Below are 24,481 nucleotides of genomic sequence, written 5' to 3' on the forward strand. Positions count from 1 at the left end.
CTACAAAAACTTTCTCTTAAAACGCGTTACAGAATGACTCCGCCACCTAATACTACATCTTTGTCATATACCACCATAGCTTGCCCCTTTGCTACCCCATAAGCTGCTTCTTTGAGTTGGGCTGTGATGATATTATTTTCCACCCTTACTTCTGCTTTGATTGGCAAACTGCGGTAGCGGATTTTCACTTCATATTCACCATTTTTAAAACCGGGTGAAAGACTGAGATTTTGTGCAAGTACCTCTGTAGTTTGAAGTTCATCTTTTGTGCCTACAACTATTTCATTATTTTCTGGATTGATCCCCATCACATAATGGGGTTCATGCGCACCAAACACCCTAAAACCCTTGCGTTTCCCGATAGTATATTGCATGTAGCCCTTATGCTCACCTATAATCTCACCTTGTGTATTCTTGACTACACCTACTTGCTCTACCTGCTCGTGTTTCCTTAATATATCAATATAATCCGTATCCACAAAACAAATCTCTTGTGAATCTTTATAAGTCTCTAGTGTGCCAAGAAATGGCAGAAGCTTTAGTGCTGTAGGTTTTATATCTGCTTTGATACTATCGCCTAGTGGAAATACAACATTATCGATGGAATCTTGCGAAAGCGCATACAAAAAATAGCTCTGATCTTTTGTGGAATCTGCAGCTTTCTGGATACGTTTGATTCCTTTGTAGTCTGTCACTCTTGCATAATGACCAGTAGCAATTTTTTCACAACCCATAGCTTTTGCTTTCTCAAATGCAAGCCCAAATTTGATAAAAGGATTGCAAATCGAGCAAGGATTGGGAGTTTGACCACGTTTATAAGAAGCAATAAATTCGTTATAAACAACCTCTTTAAATTCCTGTTGGGCATTAATAACTTGGAAGTCTATACTCAGAGCTTTGGCGACCTTTTCACCATTACCAATGAAAACATTGTGTTTCGCTTCTTTCTCATGAAGCTTCAGATAGATTCCTAAAACCTCATAGCCTTGATTTTTTAAAAGATATGCACAATAAGAGCTATCCACACCACCACTCATTAGTAAAGCAACTTTTTGCATTTGAAACCTTATGAAAATAAAAATCCCACCCAAATTCAAGAGTGTCAAATAGTGTCAGAGACTGCTAAAAGAGTGCATTTTAGAGTTTTAAAGTAAATTTTTAATTAAGTTAGCTTGTGTTATACTTCCGCGCATTTCGCCCCTTAAAATAATTAAGACAATAACTCTCTATACTAATTTTTTTGGAACAAAGCAGTGATTTTTGAACATGAATTGCCACAGGGTAGCAAACTTTATTTTGATAAATCTGCGAAACTAAAACGCGATATAGAAAATCTTGCTGTCCAGATTCTTTATGAGAATGGTTACAAAGAGATTGCGACCCCAACCTTTAGCTTTCTTGCACACCAAGATGATTTTTCAAACCGCAATATGATCCGACTAAGCGGAGAAGATAACCACCAGATTGTTTTACGCTATGACAGCACCATCGATGCCATGCGCACGATCACTAAAAGAATCTCACGCGCAAGCCACCATAAGAAGTGGTTTTATATACAGCCGGTATATGATTACCCAACCACAGAGCTACACCAGATTGGGGCAGAATGTTTGGATTCTCAGGGTTTAGCACCTGTGATGTGTCTCTCAGCGCTTATTGTCAATAACCTTGGGCTAGAGCCATTCTTACAAATTTGCAACCAAAAAATTCCCATGCTTTGCGCACAGCACTTAGGACTGGACATACAGGCTTTTAGCAATCCAAATATTTATGCACTCGGTCAAAGAGAACATTTTTTGAAAGAACTTATACAAACACACACCAAAGAGGACTTGCAGCAGACACTCAAAAATGCACCCAATTTTTTGCGCGATGAATTAGAATCATTGCTTGAATGTGCAAGCTTTTGCGAGTACCAAAAAATTATATTTTCTCCTTTGTTTTGCGCGCCGGGTGGATATTACAAAGGATTGTTTTATCGTATGTTTCTTAAAAACGAAGTGCTTGTAATCGGCGGAAGCTATACTATTTCGCAGACACCCTCTTGCGGATTTGCAATCTATACTGATAGCATCGTAACCAACCTTTTGAAAGATACAACAAGGAGCTAGAAATGGCTGATTTGGTAGTGGGAATCCAGTGGGGAGATGAGGGCAAAGGCAAAATTGTAGATTCTCTTGCAAAAGAATATGATTATGTCGTGCGCTATCAAGGCGGTCATAATGCAGGGCATACAATAGTGGTAAGTGGGCAAAAGATTGCACTCCATCTTATTCCATCTGGAATCTTGTATCCGCATTGTAAAAATATCATTGGCAATGGCGTGGTAATAAGCACCAAAGCACTCATTGAGGAATTAAAACCCTTCAAAGACCTGCAAGGCAGATTATTTATCAGCGACAAAGCCCATATCATTCTGCCCTACCACGAAATGCTCGATATTGCCAAAGAATCTAATGCCGACAAAAAAGCTATCGGAACGACCTGCAAAGGCGTAGGTCCTGCTTATACTGACAAAATTGCAAGGATTGGCATACAAATGCATGATTTAGCAAATCCCAAAATACTAGAGCAAAAAATCGAACAAGCACTCTATGCTCTTAACCCATTAGCACAAGAATTTGGCTTAAACTTCCCTAGCAAAGATATGCTTTTAGAATCTTTGCAGCAAGATGCAAAGGTCTTAGTACCATTTATGTGTGATAGCACACAACTTCTGTGGAATGCACAAAATAACGGAAAAAAGATTCTCTGTGAAGGCGCACAAGGAAGCATGCTAGATATTGATCATGGGACATACCCTTTTGTTACGAGTTCTAATACTATAGCTGCAGGTGCATCCAGCGGAACAGGATTAGCCCCAAGAGACATCAAAAGGGTCATTGGCATTGCCAAAGCCTACTGCACACGCGTGGGCAATGGATATTTTCCTACAGAGGATTTTGGCAAAGACGGTGAGTATTTGGGTGTGAAAGGGCAAGAGTTTGGTACGACGACAGGAAGAGCGCGTAGATGCGGATGGTTTGACATAGTAGCTGCCAAATACGCCTGTAGGCTCAATGGCTGCGATTCCTTAAGTATTATGAAACTTGATGTATTGGATGGATTGGAATCTGTCAAAGTCTGTACTGCCTATGAATATAAGAATCAAACAATTGACTATGTCCCCACAGACTACCAAAATGTCAAGCCAATCTATACAGAATTTAGCGGTTGGGATAAAGTAGCAGGCATAAGAAAATACCAAGACTTGCCACAGGAAGCAAAAACATATCTTGAATTTTTACAACAACAAATAGGAGTAAAAATCTCTCTTATCTCTACTAGCCCAGAGCGCGATGATGTGATTGTTTGCTAGAAAGCACGAGATAAATATGACTACAAAATTTTCTCTTCTCTTGCAGCTTCGAGCCAAAGAACTCCAATCCCAAGAATGCAAGATTTCGCAACAAAATATCCATATCAAGAACAAGCAAGCAGAAATTGATGCGATCTTATCTGAAATAGCCCAGATACAATTCCCAACAAATGGTAGCTACCAATCGTATTTTGCACTCTCACAAACAAGAAATACGCTTATTGCGCATATGGAGATTCTCTATGCTGAGCTATCTGCTCTCAAATCCCATGTAAAAACTTTGGAAGAAGAGTATAAACTGCTGCATATTGAATACGAAAAAATCAAGTATCTGGATACTAAAGAAAAGCGAGCTTCTATGAAAGCACTCAAGCTCGTCCAACAGAAGCAAACAGATGAAATTGCGATAATGCTATACACAAACAAAAGGCAGGCATTATGAAAGCACTCTTTTTGATTCTTATAATCTCTTTGTCATTAGGTGCAGATATGCCAAGCCAGAACTTCTCTTTGCCTAAAACCTTACAAAGTGACTTGCTTGAATGTAATATCATCTTTGAGCAAAGAAAAGATGAAATTCGTCAAGAACTCCAAGCCATAGATGAGCGTCAGCAGGCACTACAAGTATTACAAAACGCTACGCAAGTGATTTTAGATGAAAAAAGACGCAATCTAGAATCCAGCCAAAAAGAGCTTGATGAAAAGATATTGGCATTCCAAAAACTCAAAGAAGAGACACTTTTAGAATTCCAGCAAAAAAACGAGCAGGCAGAGCTCGCCATGAAAGCACGAGAAGAATATGTGCAAGAAATGCTCGCACAAAATGAGGAGATTCTCAAAAAAATCGAACAAAAAAATGATGATAAAGTGATTGCAAGCTACCAACAAATGAAAGAAGCAAAATCTGCGGCAATCTTTTCACAAATGGATGAAAGCGAGGTCGTGGAAATACTCACACAGATGGATCCAAAAGATGTCAGTAGGATTCTCTCAAAAATGGATGCACCAAAAGCCGCAAGTATCACACAAAAAATCCGCGAGCCAAGAAACAAAGAACCTATAAATCCTCCTCTTGCTCCAGAGACTCCTGCAATACAACCACCCCAAGAGTTAGGATTACCACAATCCCCACAAGATTCAGATTCTCAAGAATCTAGCCCCACCCAAGAATCCGAATCTTAAATCTTAAAGTATTGCCTATGTCACAACACACTAAAAAAAAAAAAAAACCTTGTACTTATCAGCGTGGATTCCCCTCTTTTAGCAGGGATTTATGATTTGCGCCAATCTCTTTTGCAAAAATCTTGGACTCTCAATGGACATAGCTCAAGCGCTTTGAATACACTTTTTGAGGAAATCTTGAGTGCAGATTTTGAGCTTGATTCAATCTTTTATGCCAGAGGGCCGGGCAGATTCAGTGCGCTAAAGATGACACATATTTTTTTGCACACACTTTGTTTGGTCAAAAGTTACAAGCTTTTTAGCGTGTCAAGTTTTTATTTCAATAGTGCTGCACCAATACATGCTTTTGCCAACAAATACTTTATACAAGAAAATCAAGGCATTGCTCTCAAAGATTTTGGAATCAAAATCGCACAGGAATTCGTCCTACCAGAAGTTTTGAACATAGATGATTTTGATACACAAAACAAACCTTTGTATATTCTGCCACCTGTATAGGTATCTTACTTTTAGGAGGATTTATGGATATTCTTGTCCCTGCTACAAGTGCAAATCTTGGCCCGGGCTTTGATAGCTTAGGACTAGCACTAGGGCTTTATAATAAAATCTCTATCACACCTACTTCGATTACAAGTATCCAAATAGCTGGCGAAGGACAAGAGAATGTGCGATTAAAAACAAATAATATTTTTGTCAAAATATTTTCACAAATCCTACAAGCACATGGAAAAGAGGGCAGTTTCAAGTTTTCATTTGAGAACAATATCCCAGTTTCACGTGGACTTGGATCAAGCTCGGCAATAATAGTAAGCGCTATCTATGCGGCTTTTTTATATATGGGCAAGAGCTGTGATAAAAAATCAATTTTAAATCTTGCTATAGAGTATGAAAAGCATCCTGATAATATCACTCCGGCGATTTTTGGTGGATTTAATGTAGCACTACTCGAACACACAGACAACAACACCAAGCAAAATGTCATAAACATACACAAAGAGATTCCACAAGACATTAGCGCGGTTGTCGTTATCCCAAACAAAAGTATCTCCACCAAACTTTCCCGCAAAAGCCTGCCAAAAACCTATGGAATCAGAGAATGCATATTTAATCTTTCGCATGCATCACTACTGACAGCTGCCTTTTTGACAAATGATTGGGAGAAGCTAACCCTTGCAAGCAGAGACAGAATCCACCAAAATATCCGCATGAAAAATATGCCAATCCTCTTCCGTTTACAACATATTGCATTACAAAATGGCGCGCTCTCAAGCACTCTGAGCGGAAGTGGTTCATCTATGCTTAATATTTGCTATAAAGAAAACAGCCCAAAACTCGCTAGAGTTTTAGCCCAATCATTCCCGAGATTCAAAGTCTTAGAGCTTGGCTTTGATAATTTGGGTGTGAGAGAAATCTAAATTAGTTGGTATAATGCCATGCGTAACCCGAAGCAAACAAGGATGTGTGTTACCTGCAGAAAACGTTCTCACCAAAATAAGCTTTTGCGACTACAAGTTAAGAACAATAAACTGTATCTTTTCAATGGATCCAACAGAAGTTTTTATATATGCCAAGAATGCCAAGAAAAACAAAAAACATTTATCAGTATTGCCAAGCGGTATAACTTACAGAGTACTCAAATAACAAAGGAGTGTGTGCAAGATGGCAAAAATCAAACTAATGCAAGTAGCTGAAGAATGCGCAAAAACCACAAAAGAGGTCTTTGATAAAGCCCAAGAGATGGGCTTAGAAGTCAGGTCTGTGTCCTCAAGTATTAGCGAGGAGGAAGCAGCTGCCCTATTTGAATTTATAACAAGCGGTACCAACCTCTTAAAGAACAAACAGCCGACCAAAAAGAGCAAAACCACCAAAAAATCTACAGAATCTCCAAGGGCTACTGACACAGCCATACAAACTCCGAAGAGCAAAACCACCAAAAAATCTACGGCAAAAGCCAAAGAATCAGAACAAGCACAATCCCAACCAACACAAACCCCCACATTATCCCAAGAAATCACAGAGAAAAACACCCAAGAAGTACCAAAAAGAGGTTTTAGAATCGTACGTAAAAACGAGTCTGCCAAACCTCCAAAATCCCAAGCGAAACCACAAAATCTCAGCTACAAAGAACTTCTCGCACAAACCCAAGATAGTGATTATCATGCCAAGCCTAAAAAAGCAGCGCAAAAAATCCGCACACAAAAACACCTCAATGAGCAAAAAATAAACATCCTAGAAGACAGAGAGTTTAGCTTTAGCAGCGATTATGATGATGAGCAAGATGAAGTGATGCTCTTTGACTTGAACGAACAGGAGATACGCGATGAGGAGGAGGAAAATCGCCTAAGACAAAACATAACAGAGCGCATCCAGCTCAACAGAAAAAGCCCCTGGATGAATGAAGGATCTATCCGTCGAGGTGGCAAATACAAGAAAAAATACACACAAAAAGAGAATCTCAAAGAAATAAAAAATGTGATCAGTATCCCCGAAGAAGTCCGTGTATATGAGTTTGCAGAACTCAGTGGACGAGAGTTAAAAGATGTGATGAAGGTATTACTAAACCTCGGTGTAATGGCGACAAAAAACGACTTCTTAGACAAAGATGCTATTGAGATACTAGCTGAGGAATTTAAGATTGAAATCTCTATCTTAGAGGACAAAAGCGAGCTTGAAGAAATATACAAAGACGAAGATTCCCAAATCTCACTCAAAGAGCGTCCCCCTGTCGTAACTATCATGGGGCATGTCGATCATGGCAAGACATCACTCCTTGATTATATCCGCAACTCCCGTATAGCCCAAAAAGAATCTGGAGGTATCACTCAGCATATAGGCGCATATATGGTAGAGAAAAATGGCAAGACTATCAGCTTTATTGATACTCCTGGTCACGAAGCCTTTAGTAGTATGCGAAGTCGTGGCGCACAAGTAACAGATATAGCAGTCATTGTTATTGCTGCTGATGATGGTGTCAAGCCCCAGACAATCGAAGCGCTCAATCATGCCAAAGCCGCAAATGTGCAGATAATTATCGCTATGAACAAAATGGACAAGGAGAACATCAATACAGACAAGCTCAAGACAGAATGTGCCGAGCTTGGGTTTTCTCCAAACGAATGGGGTGGGGAATACGAATTTATACCAATCTCTGCAAAAACCGGGCTGGGTATAGATTCCCTCCTAGAAACCATTCTTATACAGGCTGAGATTTTAGAACTCAAGGCAAATATTAATAGCAAAGCAAAGGCCACCGTCTTAGAAGGAAGTCTAGAAAAAGGCAGAGGTCCTGTAGCCACTATCATAGTCCAAAGTGGGATTTTACGCGTGGGTGATCCGATAGTAGCTGGGACGGCGTTTGGACGTATCAGAGCAATGAGTGATGATCTAGGCAGAAGTATCAAAGAACTTGCCCCTTCCTATGTAGCCCAAATCGTAGGACTCTCTGTGGTACCTGAGGCAGGCAGCATGCTTGTGAGTGTGGATAATGATACCCAAGCAAGAGAATACGCACAAAAACGCGCACTTTATTTACGCCAAAAAGAATTAAGCAAAAGTACCAAAGTAACCTTTGAAGAACTAGGCGATATGGTAGCAAAAGGGAATCTCAAAATCCTACCTATTATCATAAAAGCGGACACACAAGGAAGTCTTGAGGCTATCAAAACAAGCCTAGAAAACCTAAGCAATAATGAAGTCAGTGTCAATATCATAAGTGCTAACATAGGTGGTATAAGTGAGAGTGATATAAGCCTTGCGACTGCAAGTAGCAATAGTTTTATACTAGGCTTTAATGTCCGCCCTACCGGCAATGTCAAAGCAAAAGCCAAAGAGCTAAATATCGAAATCAGAACCTACTCTGTGATTTATGCCTTGCTTGATGAAATGAGAGGGCTTGTTTCTGGAATGATGAATCCACTTATTCATGAAGAAAACACAGGACAGGCACAAGTAAGAGACACTTTTTCTATACCAAAGATTGGTGTTGTAGCAGGATGTATGGTGGTAGATGGTAATTTGCAGCGAGGTATTACAGCACGTCTTATACGAGATGGTGTGGTGATTCACACAGGGACGATCTCCTCGCTCAAACGCTTCAAAGATGATGTCAAAGAAGTGAGTAAAGGCTATGAATGCGGAATCATGCTGGAAAATTACAACGACATAAAAATAGGCGATGTAATAGAGACTTTTAAAACACAGACAAAGGCACAATCACTTTCCTAAAGTTCCAGACCATTAGTTCTCTAGCACCCAGGCTTTTTACAAGCACTCCTATTTTCTACGGATGGATGATGAAAGGGAAATACTGAGAATTGTTGGAATACATATTTTAAGCAGATGGAGAAAGATGGTTCTCTGTGTGAATGTTGGATTCAACACAAGCAATGCAATCCAATTGAGATTCGGGATGCTTAAAGTATAATTCTTCACGAAAGCAATTTAAGGAAACTCAATCATGCAAGTAACACTCACGCATTTCACCCCGCTTCATATCTGCTCAAATGCCATTCGCACTTGTTATCAATCTTTTGAACGCGGTGATAATGGCGGAGAGAAGGACCTCGCGCTTATTGATAAAGTGGGCAATAAGAATAGACATAGCTCGACTTTGGAGCATCTGTTCTATAACTTTTATATACAAGGCATATCGCGCGCGTGTCTGCAAGAGCTAGCAAGGCATAGAATGGCTAGTTATAGTGTGAAATCCAGCAGATATACTCTCAAAGAGCTCAAGCATACAGAGACCTTCTTGCCACTTAATTCTCATAATATGCACAGAGCAGAGCAGTTTCTGGTCTTTTGTGAAAATGAGCGCGTGAATGAAGCCAGTGTTTTGGCTCTAGAAAATCTTCGGGAGATTCTCAGTAGTGGTGTGGGTAATGACCTTGCGAAGTTTTGTATGCCAGAATCTTATAAGACTGAGCTTGCATGGAGTATCAATGCTAGGTCGCTGCAAAATTTTCTCACGCTACGAAGTGCTAATGCTGCACTTTGGGAGATCAGAAAACTAAGCCTTGCAGTCTTTGAAGCTTTGCCACAGGAGCATAGATTTATTTTCCAAGACTGTATGGCTACTTGAGACTATGATATGGATTGATATTACAGATTCTAAATATGTACTGTTTTTTCGTGCGCTCTTGCCTTATCTTAGAGAACTTGATGAAGTGTTTATCACTACAAGAAAATCGTATGGTTATGATGAATGCGCTAGGCTTCTAGCACTTTTTGGAATCCAGAGTGTGAGTGTCGGTGGGTATGGCGGAGGCGAGAGATTAGGCAAGCTCAAGGCAAGGCTTGTAAGGCAAGAGAAGCTCTTAGAGCTTGTGACTGCTAAAAGTCCTAGAATCTTTCTTACGGGAGTGAGTGTCGAGGGAAGCGGGTGTGCCTTTGGCTTGGGGATACCTGTGGTGCAGTTTTCGGATACGCCAATTGCTGGATCGTCCGTAGATGTGCGTCTGCTCACTAAAGTAGCGCGTTTGAGCCTACCGCTCTCAGAGCTTATCTTCTATCCTTTTGTGTTGCCAAAGGAATGTTTTTTCTTGCTTGGTATGGATGAAGAAAATCTTAAGAGCTATGGGTTTATTGATGTAGCACTTTGGCTTGATGGCATAGAGGACTTGCGCTCACAAAGACATGTGAGAAAGTCGAGGTTTTTAGACGCGCTGGGGTTGCAAGAAAATCTGCCTTTGATTCTGGTGCGTGAGGAGGAGTATAAGGCGCATTATGTGAAAGAGCAGCTTGATGTGCTCTATAAAAGCGTGCATTTGCTGCACAAAAACTTGCGAGCCAATATCGTGATAATGCCGCGCTATGAGAGTGAAAGTCTACTGACAGAATTTGGCGGATGTAATCGGGTGAAAGTCTTAGAGCAGAAGTTTTTTCCGCAAGAGTTTTATCCCTTTATTGATGTGGTGCTTGGTGGCGGGGGGACGATGAATCTCGAAGCAAGCTATCTTGGGATTCCTACGATTTCTATGCGTTCGCTCCTGCTTTTTCATGATGTGTTTTTGATTCGCAATGGCTTTATGCAGCATACTTTGAATCCGCAGGACACATTAGAGCTAGTCTCTGAAAATCTTGGTTTAGCAAGAGGTGAAAATAAAAGTGCGTTTGTGCAAGGGGATGTAGAATCTGCAAAGCGTGAGATTGTCTGTACTCTTAAGAGGATGTTTTATTAATCTTGGGCTTTTGCTTGCACTATGCTAAATGAGATGTTTGTGATTTCTTTGTGCTGCTTTATGAATGCATTTATCTCATCAAGGCCTAAAGAGGATATTTTGGCAATATCTTGCTTGTGGGTATCAAGGGGTAAATCTCGCAGATAATTTATAAGCTTGGCATTCAGTCTTTGGGATAGCGTCTCCTCACCCAAAGGCTCACTTCCGAGAATAAATGCCTTTGCAGAATCTAATTCTGCTTGTGTGATTCCATTTTGGACAAATTCTTTGATGACTTCTTGCAGTGTTTTTATCGCGTTATCTTTGGAGTCTAAACCTGTCTGTAAATATCCCCAGCCATAATGAGCTAGCTTGCTAGCGCCATTGAGCCTGAATGAGACTGAGTATGCTAGACCTTGCTTTACGCGGACTTCCTCCATAAGCCTAGAGCCAAAACCAGATGAACCAAGTGTGAAGCTCATTATTTTTGTCTTGTAATTGTCTTTGGTGTCTGCATCAAAGGGTGTGGCGAAATAGATGAAGGCTTGTTCTGTGGGTTTGTGTATGATGGTGGTTTGTGGGGTTTGCAATGTCGTGATTTTGGGCTTTTTAGTAGGCGAGCCTTTGGGGAGGATGGATAGCGTTTGCTCAAGCTGGTTTTTGAAAGCATTTAGTTCCATATCCCCACCAGCAACAATTATAAGGCGGCTTAGCACGAGATTTTGCTCTAGGAATGCTTTGATGTCTGAAAGGCTGATATTCTCAATACTTTCGAGATGGCCTTGAGAGGGGGAAGCCATCGCTGTACCTGCAAAAAAGAGAGAGTGGAGATTCTTATCTGCGATGTAGTCAAAGTCTGATTCTTTGGCAAGAAGGGAAGTTTTGGCAAGAGTCTTGACTTTGTTTAGTGTCTGCTCGCTGAGATTTGGGTCGCTTAGAAGCTCAAGTAGGCAAGAGTATGCGAAATCCTTGTATTCGGTCAAAAAAGACAAATCAAAGCTTAACGTCTGTAAGCCCTGTCCTATGTCTAAATCAATAGCTTTGCTCTCGAGCTTCTTGGCAAATTCTGTGCTACCAAGCTGCTTGGTACCCTCATTGAGTAAAAGTGAGGTCAAATAGGAGAGTCCGGCTTTTGTGTGCTTAGAATCTGTGGAATTATCATAGAGATTCCCTCCGCCGTTAAAGACGAATGTGATAGTGCCTATCGGCAGTAGGCTGCTTTGCTCAAAAATAAGTGGGACATCTATGCCATTGATTCTTATAAACTCCACACCCTCTATGCTTTGTACGCGGCTTTCTATACGCTTTGTTATTATCACTGCAATTCCTCCTATGAGAATGAGTACCACAGCAGCTTTCAGTAAAAATCCTAGTTTTAATTGATGCAATTGGCTGCCTTAGTAGTATTTTAAAACTTCGTATGCTGTGTCGCGTTTGGCTGGTTTATAGCCTAAGTCTTTGATGAGCTTTATCATCTCTGCTTGATTCATAGAATGGCAAGCACCAGCGCTTGATACGACATTTTCTTCCATCATCGTGCTTCCTAAGTCATTTGCACCAAAAAGCAAGGCAAGCTGCCCTATATAAGGACCTTGAGTAACCCACGAGCTTTGGATATTAACAAAATTGTCAAGATAGATTCTGCTACAGGCTAGAAGGCGCAAGTAGCGATTAGAACTTGCACGTTGGATATGAGGAAATTCCCCTTTTAAAGGGGTATTATCCGGTTGAAAACTCCAGAGAATAAATGCTCTAAAGCCATTGTATTTATCTTGTAGGTCTCTGATATTTTGCCAATGCTCTATGATGTCTTCATCATTTTCTACTGAGCCAAACATCATGGTTGCTGTGCCTTTCATACCAAGCTTATGAGCTTCCTCGTGGATATGTAGCCATTGTTTTGTATCAAGCTTTTTTGGCGCGATAATATCACGCACTCTATCGCTTAAAATCTCTGCACCAGCACCAGGTATGGAGCTAAGTCCAGCTTTTTGTAAGCGTAAGATAGCTTCTTGGACGCTGATTTTAGAAATTTTAGCGATATAGTGTATTTCGACAGCAGAAAAGCCGTGTATGGTGATTTGGGGGTATTTAGTGTGGATATGGCTTACTAGCTCTTCATACCATTCAATCTTTAGCTTTGGATGCACTCCACCTTGGAAAAGTATTTGTGTGCCACCAATTTCTAGTAATTCATCAATTTTTGAATCAATTTCTGCAAAACTTAGTACATACACTCCCTCTTCGCCTAGTCTGCGCTTAAATGCACAGAATTTACAATCCACCCAACATGCATTGGTGTAATTGATATTTCTATCTATGACAAAGGTAATTGTCTTATCTGAATGCAGAGAATCTCTGATCTGGTTTGCACGCAATCCCAGCTCTTTTAACGATGCATTTTGCATGAGGTAGAGAATCTCATCATTGCTTACGCGTTTGTGGGTGTTTGTACTAGACATATTAGCTCCTCTAAAATCTCGTTCCCATAGTAAATTCAAATTTTGATGTGAAATCCTGCTCTCGGGGATTTATAGCCTGAGGGAATACAAGCACGATGGGACCAAGAGGGCTTACCCACTCAACTGCTATCCCCCAAGAAGCGCGCTCTGTCTCTTGAAGAGAATCCACACCTATCATTCCATGATCTGCAAAGACTGCTATGCGCATTTGTGCCTTTTGTAATAAGCCATAGCTTAGCTCAACAGAATTGGTAAGAATATAGTTCCCGCCTATGCGGATTCCGCTGAGATTATCAGGGAAGCGTGGTGTTAGGGAGCTTACTTGGTAGCCTCTGACACTAGAGATACCACCCATATAAAATTTACTTGTGATTGGTGTGTAGCCTTGGTCGATAATCATACCTGCTTGTGTTTTGTAGCGCGCGATAAAATCTAGTCCGATAAGATTCTTTAGGTGCTTGTAAGCGGCGAATTTCCCATAGATTTTTGTATATTTCTCTCCGCCACCAAGTCCAGCATACTCCACATATGCAGAAGCGATAATGCCGTTTTTGGGGAAGTAGTAATCATCTGTGTTGTCAAAGCTAATGCTTGGGCTAATAGAGCTTTTGATAGGGCCATCTAGTGGTGTTATACCATTTTTATAGGTTCGTGAAAAATATTGATTGTATAAGAAGTATGTAATGTCACTATAAAACCCTAGAATCTTTGTGGTAGAGATCGTGTATCCAAGTGATACGCTAAAAGTGTCTGTTAGTAAGCGGCCAAAGGTTAAGCTCACTCCTCTTGTCTGTTCTCTATAATCCCAATTGTTATAAGTAGATACAAAAGCACTCACTGATTCGCTGTATCCAGAATCAAAGATTCGAGGATTTGTAAGTGTGATATTAAAGAGTTCTCGTCTTGTAGACCAATCCACATAAAACTGCGCACTATGCCCTGTTCCGAAGAGATTGCGCTCTCTGATAGAGGCATTGACCATAAATCTGTCGAAACTTCCATAACCAAAACCAAACATAAGCTCACCTGTGCGCGCTTCCTCTACATTCACAAGCAAATCCATAGAATTTTCGCTCACTCTACGCTCTTGGATATCAACCTTATTGAAGTATCCAAGTCTTCTTAGTGCATTTTGAGATCGTATAAGCTTTGTGAGGCTATATTCATCGCCGGGAGCTAGGAGCAGTTCGCGTCTTATGATTCTATCGCCCGTGCGGGTATTGCCTGTTATGATGACATCATTGATTTTGACTTTTTGTCCAACTTGTACGTAATAGATGACCTTTACTTCAGAAGATTTAGGGTCCTTGTCCAAATCCGGCGATACACGGGCAAATGCATAACCTAAGTCCGCGACTTCTTGTCGAATATTCTCGAGATCAGCGCGTAATTCCTCGATATTGAAATATTTACCTTTTTTAACCTTAAGGTTCTTGCGTAGCTTTTTTTCCGCTATCACAGGCATTTGCAATGAAATCTCCACGCTTATTACCTTATAACGCTCGCCCTCTTTTATCTTGTAGTAGAGCTCTGCGGTGTAGTCACTGGAATTCACTTGTAAAAATGCAGGAGTAACATTTGCATCCAAAAAGCCTTTACGCATATAAGCATCTTGTATTCTTGCGCTGTCAAACTCCAAATCATTCAGACGCAATTTGCCATCATTACGCCCCCAAAGCCAACCAGCGAACTGTTTTTGTCTGTTTGCTGTAAGCTCTTCTATCTCGCTTACACTGAGCTTTTCTCTACCTTCATAATGGGCTTTGGTGATGATGATGTTATCACCTTGATTGATATGAAGTGTGATAGCATAGGCTTCGCCACTGCCCACAGGTTTTAACTCATGATTGATGACGCTGCCATAGTAGCCTTGGTATTCTAGAATCATTTTTATGACGGTTTTAGCCCTCTCGAGCTTTATCTCATCGAAACTATCGCCTTTTTTTATGCCTATTTGGCTATAGAGTGTTTCTTTTTCTTGTTCGTTGCCATAGCCTTTGATTTCAACACTTGCGATTTTTGGACGCTGTTTAAAATGAAAAGTTAGTACACCATTTTCAAAGGTTGTATAGACATCTTCGAAATACCCCTGCTTGAAAAATTCTGCTACTGCTTTATCTACTGCTTTGATATCTAGTTCATCACCAGGTTTGATTTTAGAAATCTCGCCTGCAAGAACATCAGATATAGAGTGGCTACCTTCGTATTTTATTGCTTTGATTTGTTCGGATTTTAGAAATTGTGTGCTTACTACTGAAGCCATAAAAATGTAAAAAAATACTTTGATAAATGTCTGCATATCCCTCGTCTCTAAACTGCTGTATTTTAAGTGTAGTTGGGTCTTCTTTAAGGGTTTTCAAAAAATCGGGGATTATACTCTAAAGATGTTTAAACTGGCAAACTTTAAAGTCCAGCAAAGGAACGTGCTTAAAGACATGCTGCTTTGAGTGTGTTAGCAATGGTCTGACTTAAACTTACTGAAGAAGATAGATGGGAGGTTATCTGGATAAGGAGAACAAAGTTAGAACTCTTTGGTGGTGTTTGGGCAGAGAGAGTGAAAATCAGAATGTTGTATGGCTAAAAATCTTATTGTTCTGTGAGATTCCTGATAGCTGTCTGTAATATCCCTATGCGCTTATTTAATTCGTCAAAATCCTGCGTATTATTCAAATATTCAAAAAATTCATTCTTGAGTGTTTGAAGATTTTCAAATACAGTAATAGCTTTTCTGCCTTCATTAGTTATTTTTGTCCCACTACTTTTTCCACCACCCGCACTGGAATGGACCAAAGGATTTGGTGCGGAAATTTTATTCATAATATCTATGCTATCCCATGCAGCTTTGTAACTCATTCTCATTTGCTTTGCAGCCTTAGCGATCGAACCACTCTTATCAATGCGCTCTAAAAGTTCTATTCTCCCGGCACCCAAATAACTCTTGGAATCTTTTTTGATCCAAACTCTTGAACATATGATCATGTTTTTTTGCCCCTTAAAAATTTTGAAGTTGTTTCAAAAGCGGGCGGATTGTAGCAGATTTTAAAACTATAGTATTTTGGAATTTCTGTTTATTTTTTGCACATGAAGGCTATATCTTCATGTTAAATGGATGAAAGTTGTTGATTTTTTACAAGAAGTTGTGTAAGGATAATCAGCGTTATCGTATAGGCCATATCTTAGTAAATCGATCACAACATTAAAATATTTCGTTGGTAAGGAGTCTTCATGGAATACATGGAAGTGTGGAAACAAGTCTATAATCCACTTGGCAATGCTTGGTTGAGTGCTTTTGTGGCATTTTTGCCAATTTTGTTGTTTTTTGTCTCGTTAGTAGTTTTGAAACTTAAAGGCCATACTGCCGGGTTTCTCACAGTTTTGTGTGCGGCAATTATTGCAGTCTTTGTCTATGGTATGCCTATGGATAAAATGTTGTTAAGTTTTGTTTATGGTGCGTTGTATGGTTTATGGCCTATTGCGTGGATTATTATTTCGGCAATTTTTCTCTATAAACTCACGGTCAAATCAGGATACTTTGATATTTTGCGTGAATCTATTATCGCTATTACACCCGATCAAAGAATACAAGTAGTTTTGATTGGTTTTTGTTTTGGTGCATTTTTAGAAGGTGCAATTGGTTTTGGGGGACCTGTGGCTATTAGCGCAGCTCTTTTAGTGGGACTTGGACTTCGACCGCTTTATGCTGCGGGGCTTTGTATGATTGCAAATACTGCACCTGTAGCATTTGGTGCTGTTGGGATTCCGATTATTGCGATGGCAGGTGCGGTGAATGTTCCAGCTATTGAGATTTCTGCAATGGCTGGACATATGTTGCCACCGCTTTCACTTTTCATACCATTCTTTTTGATTTTCTTAATGAATGGTTTTAAGGGAGTAAAAGATACATGGCCAGTAGCGCTTGTAGCAGGAGGAAGTTTCGCCACAGTGCAATACATTACAGCCACACAACTTGGACCAGAACTTCCAGATATTGCTTCAGCGGTTGTATCGATTGCAGCGGTTGCGTTGTTTTTACGCTTCTGGCAACCAAAAAATATTTTTAAGTTTGATGGTATGAACACAAATATGAGCATAGAACCAAAGAAATACACTTCGCAGCAAATTTTTCTCGCTTGGTTGCCTTTTATTATTCTTATAGTCGTGATTATCATTTGGACACAAAGCTGGTTTAAGGGGCTTTTTGCATCAGGAGGCATTTTGAGCTGGCTTGTGTTCAAATTCAGTATTCCTAGTTTGAGTGAGATTATCCAGACTCCGCCTGTTGTAAGCAAAGAATCAGCTGTCAAATCTGTATTTACAATTCCGCTTATTAATACTGTCGGCACTTCGATTTTCTTTGTAGCTCTTATCACTATGGCATTATTGAAAGTCAAGGTCTCTACCGCGATCAAGACTTTTGGGGAGACTCTTGATGAGATGAAGTTCGCGATACTCACTATTGCATTGGTTGTAGGATTTGCATATGTTTCAAATTACAGTGGTATCTCGGCTACCTTAGCGCTTGCTTTGGCAGAAACAGGTGATGCTTTTGCGTTTTTCTCCCCTATAGTTGGTTGGATTGGTGTTTTCCTTACTGGCAGTGATACAAGCTCAAATTTGCTCTTTGGTACATTACAGCAGCTTACAGCTCGCCAACTTGGTATACCAGAAGTATTATTTCTTGCAGCAAATTCTGTTGGTGGAGTTGTAGGAAAGATGATCTCTCCTCAAAGCATTGCCATAGCATGTGCAGCTGTAGGCTTGGTTGGTAAAGAATCTGATCTCTTCAGATATACTGTTAAGTATTCTATTGCCCTTGTCATAGCTATAGGAATCTTCACTTACCTCATTGCTTTCTGGCTTACTTGGTTGATACCATAATAGCAAACACTTGCAGCACTTGCTGCAGGTCTATCCTCTTTCAGATTTTTAAAAATCCCGATTCTATTTCGAGCTTATGGAACGAGTAGTTCATCTACAAGTGATTGTAAAACACTCTCGCTTACCTTGTAAAAAACAGGCGCGAAATCTTTATTTGTAATTTGCGCTTCTTGTGTGAGTGTTCCGCTTTTTTTGAGCTTGAGAGTTTTTGTGTCAAAAATTTCATAATTTAATGTGATGGTGGCAAGTTCCTTGCCATCTTTTTGAATGATGAGGATTCTATCAATATGCAATTTTAGATGTGCGTTAAGATTTGCACTACCAAATGGTGGGCGGATGACATTAAGTCCTTTGGCATTCATTTCTGCAACAAAACTAGAAAATAACATTTCTTTGGGTTTTGCGACCCATTGTGCAGAAGGGATTGCTTTGATTTGTAAGCTTTGTGAATCGAGCTTGAAAATATCAGTACTATCATAAGGCATACTCGCGCTTAATACCACGCCATAGGATAAGTTGGCGATTCCCTGAGATTGAGTGTTTTGTATCGTTATGTCATAAAAGCTCATTTCTGGAATCTCTGTTTTTATATCCACATTTACACATGCACAAAGACTGAACGCACATATAAGACTCATGGAGGATTTGAAAAGAGTTTTATTCATTTGGATTTCCTTTATTTTTTCTGCTTGCCAAAAATACTTTCATAAGGGTTTTTATCGATTTTTTCTACTAGATGTGTTGCTCGAGAGAAAAATGTGTTCATTTGTGAGAGCATATCCTGTAGCTGTAGCATTGTGGGATTTAAAATAGCTCTCACATCATATTGTCCATTTTCAAAGTTTTCATCGATCTTAGATACTAGGGAATCCAATCTTTTGGTGAGTGTGTTTAAGTTTGAGCCTACTATTTTGAGAGTCTCTAATAATTCACTGAGATTGTCTAAATTATGTTGATTGGTGGTCTTGATGATATTGCTTATGATCTCATCAGCCTTATCGCTTATGCTTGCTGCTTTTTGCAACAAGGTATCAAGACCACTTTTGCGTAGCTCTATTGTATTGTCATCTTTTATTGCACCATCGCCCTGTGTGAGAGCGAGATAGTTTGCCCCTGCTAATCCGCTAGAAGTTATACTTAAAAATGCTCCTTCTTTGATTTTGAGTGCAGAATCGAGTGTGATTGCGATCTGTATTTGCCCCCGTGATAAATCTGCAAAATCCACACTTGAAACCTTACCAACACCGATTCCTTTGAATTTCACAGGTGTATTTACGCCAATAGAGCCAAGTTCATCTTGGGTGTAGATATAATAGGTTTTGTGGGAGCTTGCAGCAAAATCAAATCTCCCAAGCCGTAGTATAAAAAAACAAAGCCCAATCACAATACAAACCAAAACAATTCCAATTGACACATACTTAACATTACGTTCCATTAAAATTCCTTATCTAGTTATGGTAGTTGTGAAGTTTGGTGCCGTGGATTCTAGCGTAAAGCCTGTTCAAAAAGTTAGAGACTGATCGAAGTATGGTGTGCTCGGAGGGATTCAAACCCCCGACCTACAGGACCGCAACCTGTTGCTCTATTCGGCTGAGCTACGAGCACTGATCTTAAATAATTCTGATCTGAAATCAAACAAAAAAAGCAAAGGTGGGGATTGTAGCTTACAAATCCTTAATGTTTGTTTTATAGTTTTTGTTTTAGAATGTCCATCCATATTTGCAAAGAAAGAAGGTGATGTTTTATGCCAGGTATTAAAGTTCGTGAAAGTGAGAATTTTGATGAAGCCTATAGAAAATTTAAAAAACAAACTGATAGAAACCTTGTAGTGACAGAGACACGAGCGAGAAGATTCTTTGAACCACAAACTGAAAAGCGCAAAAAACAAAAAATTAGCGCAAAGAAAAAATTACTCAAGCGTTTGTATATGCTTCGCAGATACGAATCAAAGCTTTAATCTGTTTTAGTTGTGGGATTTTCCCACACAAGCTATCTTCTTAATTTTGCTATTTCATCTCTTAATCTTGCAGCTTCCTCAAATTCTAAACTCTTAGCAGCTTGTAACATACGCATTTTCAACTCTTTGATGATCGCATCTCTCTCGGTTTTTGGAATCTTTTTGTTTTTCTCATATATTCTAGTTTGTGCGCTGGATTCTAGTTTTAATTCCTCTTCAAGATTGCGTTTGACAGAAGTTGGTGTGATATTATGTACTTTGTTATAGGCTTCTTGCTTGCTTCTACGATAATCAGTAATGTCAAATGCTTTCTGCATTGAGTTTGTAATCTTTTTAGCATATAAAATTACCTTTCCTTCGACATTTCGTGCTGCGCGTCCCATAGTTTGTATAAGACTTGTCTCACTTCGTAAAAACCCTTCTTTATCAGCATCCATAATTGCTATAAGGCTTACCTCTGGCAGGTCTAGCCCTTCGCGCAGCAGATTGATTCCCACAAGCACATCAAACTCACCGATTCTGAGTGAGCGGATAAGGTGATTGCGCTCAATTGCATCGATATCACTATGCATATAGCGCACCTTGATTCCTAGTTCAGTGTAATATCTACTTAGCTCCTCTGCCATTTTTTTGGTAAGTGTAGTAATAAGAATGCGCTGGTTTTTTGCCACACGATGTTTTATTTCATCGATCAAATCAAGCACTTGGTTATCAGAATCTCTTACTTCATAGAGTGGATCAAGCAAACCTGTTGGTCGGATAATTTGCTCTGCAATATTTGAGGCACTTAACTCTAATTCCAAATTAGCAGGTGTTGCAGAGACAAACAAGTAGTGTGGGGCCTTTTTGATAAATTCATCAAAACGCAAAGGGCGATTATCTAAAGCACTTGGTAAACGGAATCCATATTCTACAAGCACTTCTTTCCTGCTCCTATCGCCTGCATACATTCCTCCAAATTGCGGCAAGCTCACGTGCGATTCATCAACGATGATAAGATAAGGCTTGTTCTTTTGTGCGAAATAATCAAGCAGACTATAAGGAGTTTCACCAGGCTTTTTTCCTGTGAGATGTCTTGCATAGTTTTCAATTCCTTTACAAATCCCAGATTCTCTTATCATTTCTAAATCAAATTCTGTGCGTGTTTTTAGTCGCTGGTATTCAACTTGCAAATCTTTAGCGCTAAATTCTGCAAGGTGCTCTTCTAGCTCGGATTCTATACTTTCAAGCGCTTGTTTGAGACGTGTAGCACCTACGATGAATTGGTTTGCTGCATACAATACAAAGGATTTTATATCCTTGACTTTGATCCTCTCTATACTGTTATAGATTGCAAGCGATTCAATATCATCACCAAAAAACTCTATTCTGACAAATTCACTTTCATTATATGCGGGGAAAATATCCACTGCTTCGCCTTGCACACGAAAATTCCCTCGTTCAAAGATAATGTCATTGCGTGTATAGCCCATGTCTACAAGTTTGAGCAAAAACTCCTTTTGCGTGCGAGAATCTCCGACTTCGATCTTTTCTATCATCGTGAGATATTCGCTTGGATTGCCTAGACCATAATTTGCACTCACACTTGCTATAACAATCACATCTTCGTATGCAAGTAGTGAAGTAGTCGCTGAAAGTCTCAAGCGTTCTAAATCCTCATTGATACTAGAATCCTTTTCGATAAATAAATCTCTACGTGGAATGTAGGATTCTGGCTGGTAGTAGTCAAAGTGGCTGATGAAATATTCCACGTGATTTTTTGGAAAAAAACCCTTAAATTCGCTGTAAAGCTGTGCTGCAAGCGTTTTATTGTGAGTCATAATGAGTGTTGGCATATGGAGATTGGCAATAATATTTGCCATAGTGTAGGTCTTCCCACTACCTGTTACACCAATGAGTGTGGAGTATTGGGCACCATTTTTAATAGAATTTACAATTTTTTTGATTGCTTGGGGTTGATCGCCTGCTGGAGTATAGGGGGAATTGAGCTCAAAACTAGGCATATTGTATAGTCCTTAAATATCGTGCTTTGTGTTATAATCGCAATTCTACTCTACAAATACCTCAAGGACTGCACTATGGATTCACAAATTATGGAGAAACTGACATACAAGATTGAGGAGATGCTTGTAAAAATAGCATCACAAAAAGATGAGATCGAATCTTTGCAACACGAGATTGTCAGACTGAAATCTGAAAATGAAGCCAAGGAAGTGCAAATTTCTAATCTCTATGAGAATATTGGTTCGCAAAAAAAAGGAATCGAAGAACTCTTTCATAAAATTGATGAGAGTCTGAAAGTATGAAAGATACTATAGAGATTAATATTGAAGATAAACGTTTTAGCATTTCTTTAGCGCCGTTGTCAGAATACGCTAGAAAAGAAATCAGAGAGTTTTTTAACACTAATGGTGAGCAGAAGCGTGTAAAGCTTGTAGAGCTACTCCAAGCTTATGTCATGAAAACCCAAGAGCACGCCCAGCTTTACTATAAAATTGAGAGACTTTACAACGACATAGAGACTACTACCCATAAGCCCGCTCAAGTTGATGTTTTAAACTAATTTTATTTTTGAGATGAATCCTTATTTTGTGCTTGTTGCACCGCTTGGCATTTCTTCTCCACCCCTTACTTATAAAATGGAATATGATTGTCTTATTTATGACATTGTAGAGATTGCGATAAAAAATAAGAGTTTATTAGGCGTAGTTATCAAAAAACTAGATTCTATGACGATTGCTCCTGCCTTGATAGAGGTATGCAAATATGCAACAGCTAGCGATTTGGCGTTTTTATCTCACCAAAAGTTTTTGGCAGAATTTATTGTAAGTTATTACTGTGCAAGTTTTTCACAAAGCTTTGCGCAGTTCATAGCGTACAAGCGAGATTCTCAAAATTCTTTGGAATCTTTGGACTTACAGAATCTCCATCTCCCTCAGCTTTCTGTAAAGCAACAAGAAGCATTGGAGTTTATCCAAAACACTCAAAATACTTTACTCTTTGGTGATACAGGAAGTGGCAAGACAGAAATTTATATCCATCTTATTGCCCAAGCTCTGCTCAAGAGAAAACAAGCGCTTTTGCTTATGCCAGAGATTGCACTCACACCTCAGATAGAGCAAAGACTCCAGAGGATTTTTGGCACTCTAGTGGGGATATGGCACTCTAAAATCACAAGCAAAAAAAAACAGGAATTTTTAGACAGACTTTATAAAGGCGAAATAAGAGTTATTGCTGGAGCGCGTTCCTCGCTCTTTTTGCCATTGTATGCGCTTGGTGTGATTGTGGTTGATGAGGAGCATGATGATGCATACAAATCCCAAAATATCCCATACTACAATGCAAGGGACTTGGCTCTCTATCTTGGGAAACACACAGATATTAAGGTGGTGCTAGGTTCTGCTACACCCTCTCTTCTCTCTTATAGCAATGCAGCAAAAAATCACACACTCTTTCGACTTAAGGGGAGTTATTTCAATGCAGACAAAAAGATTATTTTTAACCCAGAAGAGCCACTCTCAGATTCTATGCTCTCATATCTAGAATCTACATATAAAAATTCAAAACAAAGCATTGTATTTCTGCCTACACGAGCGAATTTCAAAAGCCTTTTTTGCAAAGAGTGCGCCCATAAAGTGCAATGTATTTTTTGCAGTGTGAATCTCAGCGTGCATTCAAAGAAAAATGCGCTGGTATGCCATTATTGTGGATTCACACAACAACTCATTGATTCTTGTCCGCAATGCGGCTCTAAAAACTTGGCGGTTGCAAGGATTGGCACGCAAGAATTTGCCAAGGAGTTGGCTACTGCCTTACCCCAAGCAGAGATTGGAATCTTTGACAAAGATCATATCAGCACACACAATAAACTCCAGAGTATTCTCAAAAAGTTCAATGAGCATAAGATTGATATACTCATTGGCACGCAGATGCTAAGCAAGGGGCATGATTATCATAATATAGAGTTATGTGTCATTGTCGGAATCGATTATATTTTGAATGCTATTGATTATCGTGCGAATGAACGTGCAATGAGCCTGCTTGTACAGATTGCTGGACGCGCTGGGAGAAAAAGTGAGGGCATAGTATTTATTCAGACATCAAACACTGGATTTTTTTCCCAGTTTGGTCTGGATTATGAAATGTTTTTGCAAAATGAATTGTGCAATCGCCCCAGAATCTATCCGCCATTTACGCGTTTGGCAAATCTTAGTTTTACCCACAAAGACAAAGAAGTCTCTTACGCGCAAATGCAAGCAGCACTAAAACTTATAGAGGATTTTGTTTTTAGAAATTCCAAAGAATCATATTTAGAAATTGTGGGTGCAAAACTCTCAGATATTGCTAGACTGAAAGGAAAGTACCGACACAATATTTTATTGCGCGCCCAAAAAAACACAATAATGCGCCAAGCTATAAACTATGTGCGTAAAAATCTGGATTTTGATTTTATTATCGATATAGATCCATTGAGTACATTGTAAAA

Annotated in this window: 22 protein-coding genes and 1 tRNA gene; 14 read left to right on the plus strand and 9 right to left on the minus strand. The window is 39.5% G+C overall.

Going from position 1 to position 24,481, the window contains the following annotated elements:
- Nucleotides 1–26: 26 nt before the first annotated feature.
- Entirely contained in the window at nt 27–1,058 is a 1,032-nt protein-coding gene (mnmA, locus tag CCY97_RS01130) for a tRNA 2-thiouridine(34) synthase MnmA (protein WP_112063657.1), read from the minus strand.
- Between the two features lie 195 nt (nt 1,059–1,253).
- On the opposite strand from mnmA, the gene CCY97_RS01135 reads away from it, so the two are divergent.
- The 9 genes from CCY97_RS01135 (at nt 1,254) to CCY97_RS01180 (ending at nt 10,719) form a co-directional block, all read left to right on the plus strand.
- A complete protein-coding gene (locus tag CCY97_RS01135) occupies nt 1,254–2,111 on the plus strand; it encodes an ATP phosphoribosyltransferase regulatory subunit (RefSeq protein ID WP_112063658.1) in 858 nt (285 codons plus the stop codon).
- A 2-nt stretch (nt 2,112–2,113) separates the two neighbouring features.
- Nucleotides 2,114–3,358 (plus strand): adenylosuccinate synthase, encoded by a 1,245-nt coding sequence (locus CCY97_RS01140; RefSeq protein ID WP_112063659.1) that lies wholly within the window; start codon nt 2,114–2,116, stop codon nt 3,356–3,358.
- Nucleotides 3,359–3,374: 16 nt separating this feature from the next.
- Nucleotides 3,375–3,800: a flagellar export protein FliJ gene (locus CCY97_RS01145; protein WP_112063660.1), complete on the plus strand. Its 426-nt coding sequence runs from the start codon at nt 3,375–3,377 to the stop codon at nt 3,798–3,800.
- The gene (locus CCY97_RS01150; protein ID WP_112063661.1) at nt 3,797–4,540 is read left to right on the plus strand and encodes a pdp protein; all 744 of its coding nucleotides are present in this window, start codon (nt 3,797–3,799) and stop codon (nt 4,538–4,540) included. The genes CCY97_RS01145 and CCY97_RS01150 overlap by 4 nt, the downstream gene beginning before the upstream one ends.
- Before the next feature lie 96 nt (nt 4,541–4,636).
- Nucleotides 4,637–5,038 (plus strand): tRNA threonylcarbamoyladenosine biosynthesis protein TsaB, encoded by a 402-nt coding sequence (locus CCY97_RS01155; protein WP_112063662.1) that lies wholly within the window; start codon nt 4,637–4,639, stop codon nt 5,036–5,038.
- Between the two features lie 23 nt (nt 5,039–5,061).
- Nucleotides 5,062–5,955 carry a homoserine kinase gene (gene thrB / locus CCY97_RS01160; protein ID WP_112063663.1) on the plus strand — a complete coding sequence of 298 codons (894 nt, stop codon included), beginning with the start codon at nt 5,062–5,064 and terminating at the stop codon, nt 5,953–5,955.
- A gap of 244 nt (nt 5,956–6,199) precedes the next feature.
- Complete coding sequence (gene infB / locus CCY97_RS01170) at nt 6,200–8,764, plus strand: translation initiation factor IF-2 (protein WP_112063665.1); 2,565 nt, start codon at nt 6,200–6,202, stop codon at nt 8,762–8,764.
- Between the two features lie 232 nt (nt 8,765–8,996).
- On the plus strand, nt 8,997–9,620 hold the full coding sequence (gene thyX, locus CCY97_RS01175; RefSeq protein WP_112063666.1) for an FAD-dependent thymidylate synthase: 624 nt from the start codon (nt 8,997–8,999) through the stop codon (nt 9,618–9,620).
- A gap of 4 nt (nt 9,621–9,624) precedes the next feature.
- The gene (locus CCY97_RS01180) at nt 9,625–10,719 is read left to right on the plus strand and encodes a DUF354 domain-containing protein (RefSeq protein ID WP_112063667.1); all 1,095 of its coding nucleotides are present in this window, start codon (nt 9,625–9,627) and stop codon (nt 10,717–10,719) included.
- On the opposite strand, the gene CCY97_RS01185 is transcribed toward CCY97_RS01180, so the two are convergent.
- From CCY97_RS01185 to CCY97_RS01200, 4 genes are all read right to left on the minus strand, one after another.
- Nucleotides 10,716–12,086, minus strand: coding sequence for a pitrilysin family protein (locus CCY97_RS01185; RefSeq protein ID WP_258456792.1), 1,371 nt, complete (start codon nt 12,084–12,086; stop codon nt 10,716–10,718). The two genes, CCY97_RS01180 and CCY97_RS01185, sit on opposite strands and share 4 nt — an antisense overlap.
- A 9-nt stretch (nt 12,087–12,095) precedes the next feature.
- Nucleotides 12,096–13,160, minus strand: a complete 1,065-nt coding sequence (locus CCY97_RS01190; protein WP_112063668.1) for a dehypoxanthine futalosine cyclase — start codon at nt 13,158–13,160, stop codon at nt 12,096–12,098.
- 10 nt (nt 13,161–13,170) lie between these two features.
- Nucleotides 13,171–15,459, minus strand: coding sequence for an outer membrane protein assembly factor BamA (gene bamA, locus CCY97_RS01195; RefSeq protein ID WP_258456793.1), 2,289 nt, complete (start codon nt 15,457–15,459; stop codon nt 13,171–13,173).
- A gap of 287 nt (nt 15,460–15,746) precedes the next feature.
- Nucleotides 15,747–16,139, minus strand: coding sequence for a LysR family transcriptional regulator (locus tag CCY97_RS01200; protein ID WP_112063669.1), 393 nt, complete (start codon nt 16,137–16,139; stop codon nt 15,747–15,749).
- 255 nt (nt 16,140–16,394) lie between these two features.
- On the opposite strand from CCY97_RS01200, the gene CCY97_RS01205 reads away from it, so the two are divergent.
- Nucleotides 16,395–18,038: a lactate permease LctP family transporter gene (locus CCY97_RS01205; protein WP_112063700.1), complete on the plus strand. Its 1,644-nt coding sequence runs from the start codon at nt 16,395–16,397 to the stop codon at nt 18,036–18,038.
- Nucleotides 18,039–18,112: 74 nt separating this feature from the next.
- Here CCY97_RS01205 and CCY97_RS01210 read toward each other — a convergent pair whose 3' ends face one another.
- The 3 genes from CCY97_RS01210 to CCY97_RS01220 all read right to left on the minus strand — a co-directional run bounded on the left by CCY97_RS01210 (nt 18,113) and on the right by CCY97_RS01220 (nt 19,643).
- Nucleotides 18,113–18,703: a hypothetical protein gene (locus tag CCY97_RS01210; protein ID WP_112063670.1), complete on the minus strand. Its 591-nt coding sequence runs from the start codon at nt 18,701–18,703 to the stop codon at nt 18,113–18,115.
- Nucleotides 18,704–18,714: 11 nt separating this feature from the next.
- Complete coding sequence (locus CCY97_RS01215; RefSeq protein WP_112063671.1) at nt 18,715–19,473, minus strand: MlaD family protein; 759 nt, start codon at nt 19,471–19,473, stop codon at nt 18,715–18,717.
- Nucleotides 19,474–19,566: 93 nt separating this feature from the next.
- Nucleotides 19,567–19,643: transfer RNA gene (locus CCY97_RS01220), tRNA-Arg, on the minus strand.
- Nucleotides 19,644–19,782: 139 nt separating this feature from the next.
- Between CCY97_RS01220 and rpsU the strand changes: the two genes are divergently transcribed.
- A complete protein-coding gene (rpsU, locus tag CCY97_RS01225; RefSeq protein ID WP_112063672.1) occupies nt 19,783–19,995 on the plus strand; it encodes a 30S ribosomal protein S21 in 213 nt (70 codons plus the stop codon).
- Between the two features lie 32 nt (nt 19,996–20,027).
- Here rpsU and uvrB read toward each other — a convergent pair whose 3' ends face one another.
- Nucleotides 20,028–21,998, minus strand: coding sequence for an excinuclease ABC subunit UvrB (gene uvrB / locus CCY97_RS01230; protein WP_112063673.1), 1,971 nt, complete (start codon nt 21,996–21,998; stop codon nt 20,028–20,030).
- A gap of 75 nt (nt 21,999–22,073) precedes the next feature.
- Here uvrB and CCY97_RS01235 point away from each other — a divergent pair, with 75 nt between their 5' ends.
- From CCY97_RS01235 to CCY97_RS01245, 3 genes are read left to right on the plus strand one after another with little or no spacing between them, the layout of a single operon-like run.
- The gene (locus CCY97_RS01235) at nt 22,074–22,301 is read left to right on the plus strand and encodes a hypothetical protein (RefSeq protein WP_112063674.1); all 228 of its coding nucleotides are present in this window, start codon (nt 22,074–22,076) and stop codon (nt 22,299–22,301) included.
- On the plus strand, nt 22,298–22,558 hold the full coding sequence (locus CCY97_RS01240) for a hypothetical protein (RefSeq protein WP_112063675.1): 261 nt from the start codon (nt 22,298–22,300) through the stop codon (nt 22,556–22,558). The genes CCY97_RS01235 and CCY97_RS01240 overlap by 4 nt, the downstream gene beginning before the upstream one ends.
- 13 nt (nt 22,559–22,571) lie before the next feature.
- Nucleotides 22,572–24,479 (plus strand): primosomal protein N', encoded by a 1,908-nt coding sequence (locus CCY97_RS01245; RefSeq protein ID WP_112063676.1) that lies wholly within the window; start codon nt 22,572–22,574, stop codon nt 24,477–24,479.
- The last annotated feature ends 2 nt before the right edge of the window (nt 24,480–24,481 follow it).

The sequence above is a fragment of the Helicobacter sp. 10-6591 genome, assembly GCF_003288805.1.
GTDB lineage: Bacteria > Campylobacterota > Campylobacteria > Campylobacterales > Helicobacteraceae > Helicobacter_F.

What these genes read in the sequence shown, in the direction of transcription:
- mnmA (WP_112063657.1), bottom strand. Translation starts at nt 1,058, where the DNA reads ATGCAAAAAGTTGCTTTACTAATGAGTGGTGGTGTGGATAGCTCTTAT.
- CCY97_RS01140 (WP_112063659.1), top strand. Translation starts at nt 2,114, where the DNA reads ATGGCTGATTTGGTAGTGGGAATCCAGTGGGGAGATGAGGGCAAAGGC.
- CCY97_RS01145 (WP_112063660.1), top strand. Translation starts at nt 3,375, where the DNA reads ATGACTACAAAATTTTCTCTTCTCTTGCAGCTTCGAGCCAAAGAACTC.
- CCY97_RS01150 (WP_112063661.1), top strand. Translation starts at nt 3,797, where the DNA reads ATGAAAGCACTCTTTTTGATTCTTATAATCTCTTTGTCATTAGGTGCA.
- thrB (WP_112063663.1), top strand. Translation starts at nt 5,062, where the DNA reads ATGGATATTCTTGTCCCTGCTACAAGTGCAAATCTTGGCCCGGGCTTT.
- infB (WP_112063665.1), top strand. Translation starts at nt 6,200, where the DNA reads ATGGCAAAAATCAAACTAATGCAAGTAGCTGAAGAATGCGCAAAAACC.
- thyX (WP_112063666.1), top strand. Translation starts at nt 8,997, where the DNA reads ATGCAAGTAACACTCACGCATTTCACCCCGCTTCATATCTGCTCAAAT.
- CCY97_RS01180 (WP_112063667.1), top strand. Translation starts at nt 9,625, where the DNA reads ATGATATGGATTGATATTACAGATTCTAAATATGTACTGTTTTTTCGT.
- CCY97_RS01190 (WP_112063668.1), bottom strand. Translation starts at nt 13,160, where the DNA reads ATGTCTAGTACAAACACCCACAAACGCGTAAGCAATGATGAGATTCTC.
- bamA (WP_258456793.1), bottom strand. Translation starts at nt 15,459, where the DNA reads ATGCAGACATTTATCAAAGTATTTTTTTACATTTTTATGGCTTCAGTA.
- CCY97_RS01200 (WP_112063669.1), bottom strand. Translation starts at nt 16,139, where the DNA reads ATGATCATATGTTCAAGAGTTTGGATCAAAAAAGATTCCAAGAGTTAT.
- CCY97_RS01205 (WP_112063700.1), top strand. Translation starts at nt 16,395, where the DNA reads ATGGAAGTGTGGAAACAAGTCTATAATCCACTTGGCAATGCTTGGTTG.
- CCY97_RS01210 (WP_112063670.1), bottom strand. Translation starts at nt 18,703, where the DNA reads ATGAATAAAACTCTTTTCAAATCCTCCATGAGTCTTATATGTGCGTTC.
- CCY97_RS01215 (WP_112063671.1), bottom strand. Translation starts at nt 19,473, where the DNA reads ATGGAACGTAATGTTAAGTATGTGTCAATTGGAATTGTTTTGGTTTGT.
- rpsU (WP_112063672.1), top strand. Translation starts at nt 19,783, where the DNA reads ATGCCAGGTATTAAAGTTCGTGAAAGTGAGAATTTTGATGAAGCCTAT.
- uvrB (WP_112063673.1), bottom strand. Translation starts at nt 21,998, where the DNA reads ATGCCTAGTTTTGAGCTCAATTCCCCCTATACTCCAGCAGGCGATCAA.
- CCY97_RS01235 (WP_112063674.1), top strand. Translation starts at nt 22,074, where the DNA reads ATGGATTCACAAATTATGGAGAAACTGACATACAAGATTGAGGAGATG.
- CCY97_RS01240 (WP_112063675.1), top strand. Translation starts at nt 22,298, where the DNA reads ATGAAAGATACTATAGAGATTAATATTGAAGATAAACGTTTTAGCATT.
- CCY97_RS01245 (WP_112063676.1), top strand. Translation starts at nt 22,572, where the DNA reads ATGAATCCTTATTTTGTGCTTGTTGCACCGCTTGGCATTTCTTCTCCA.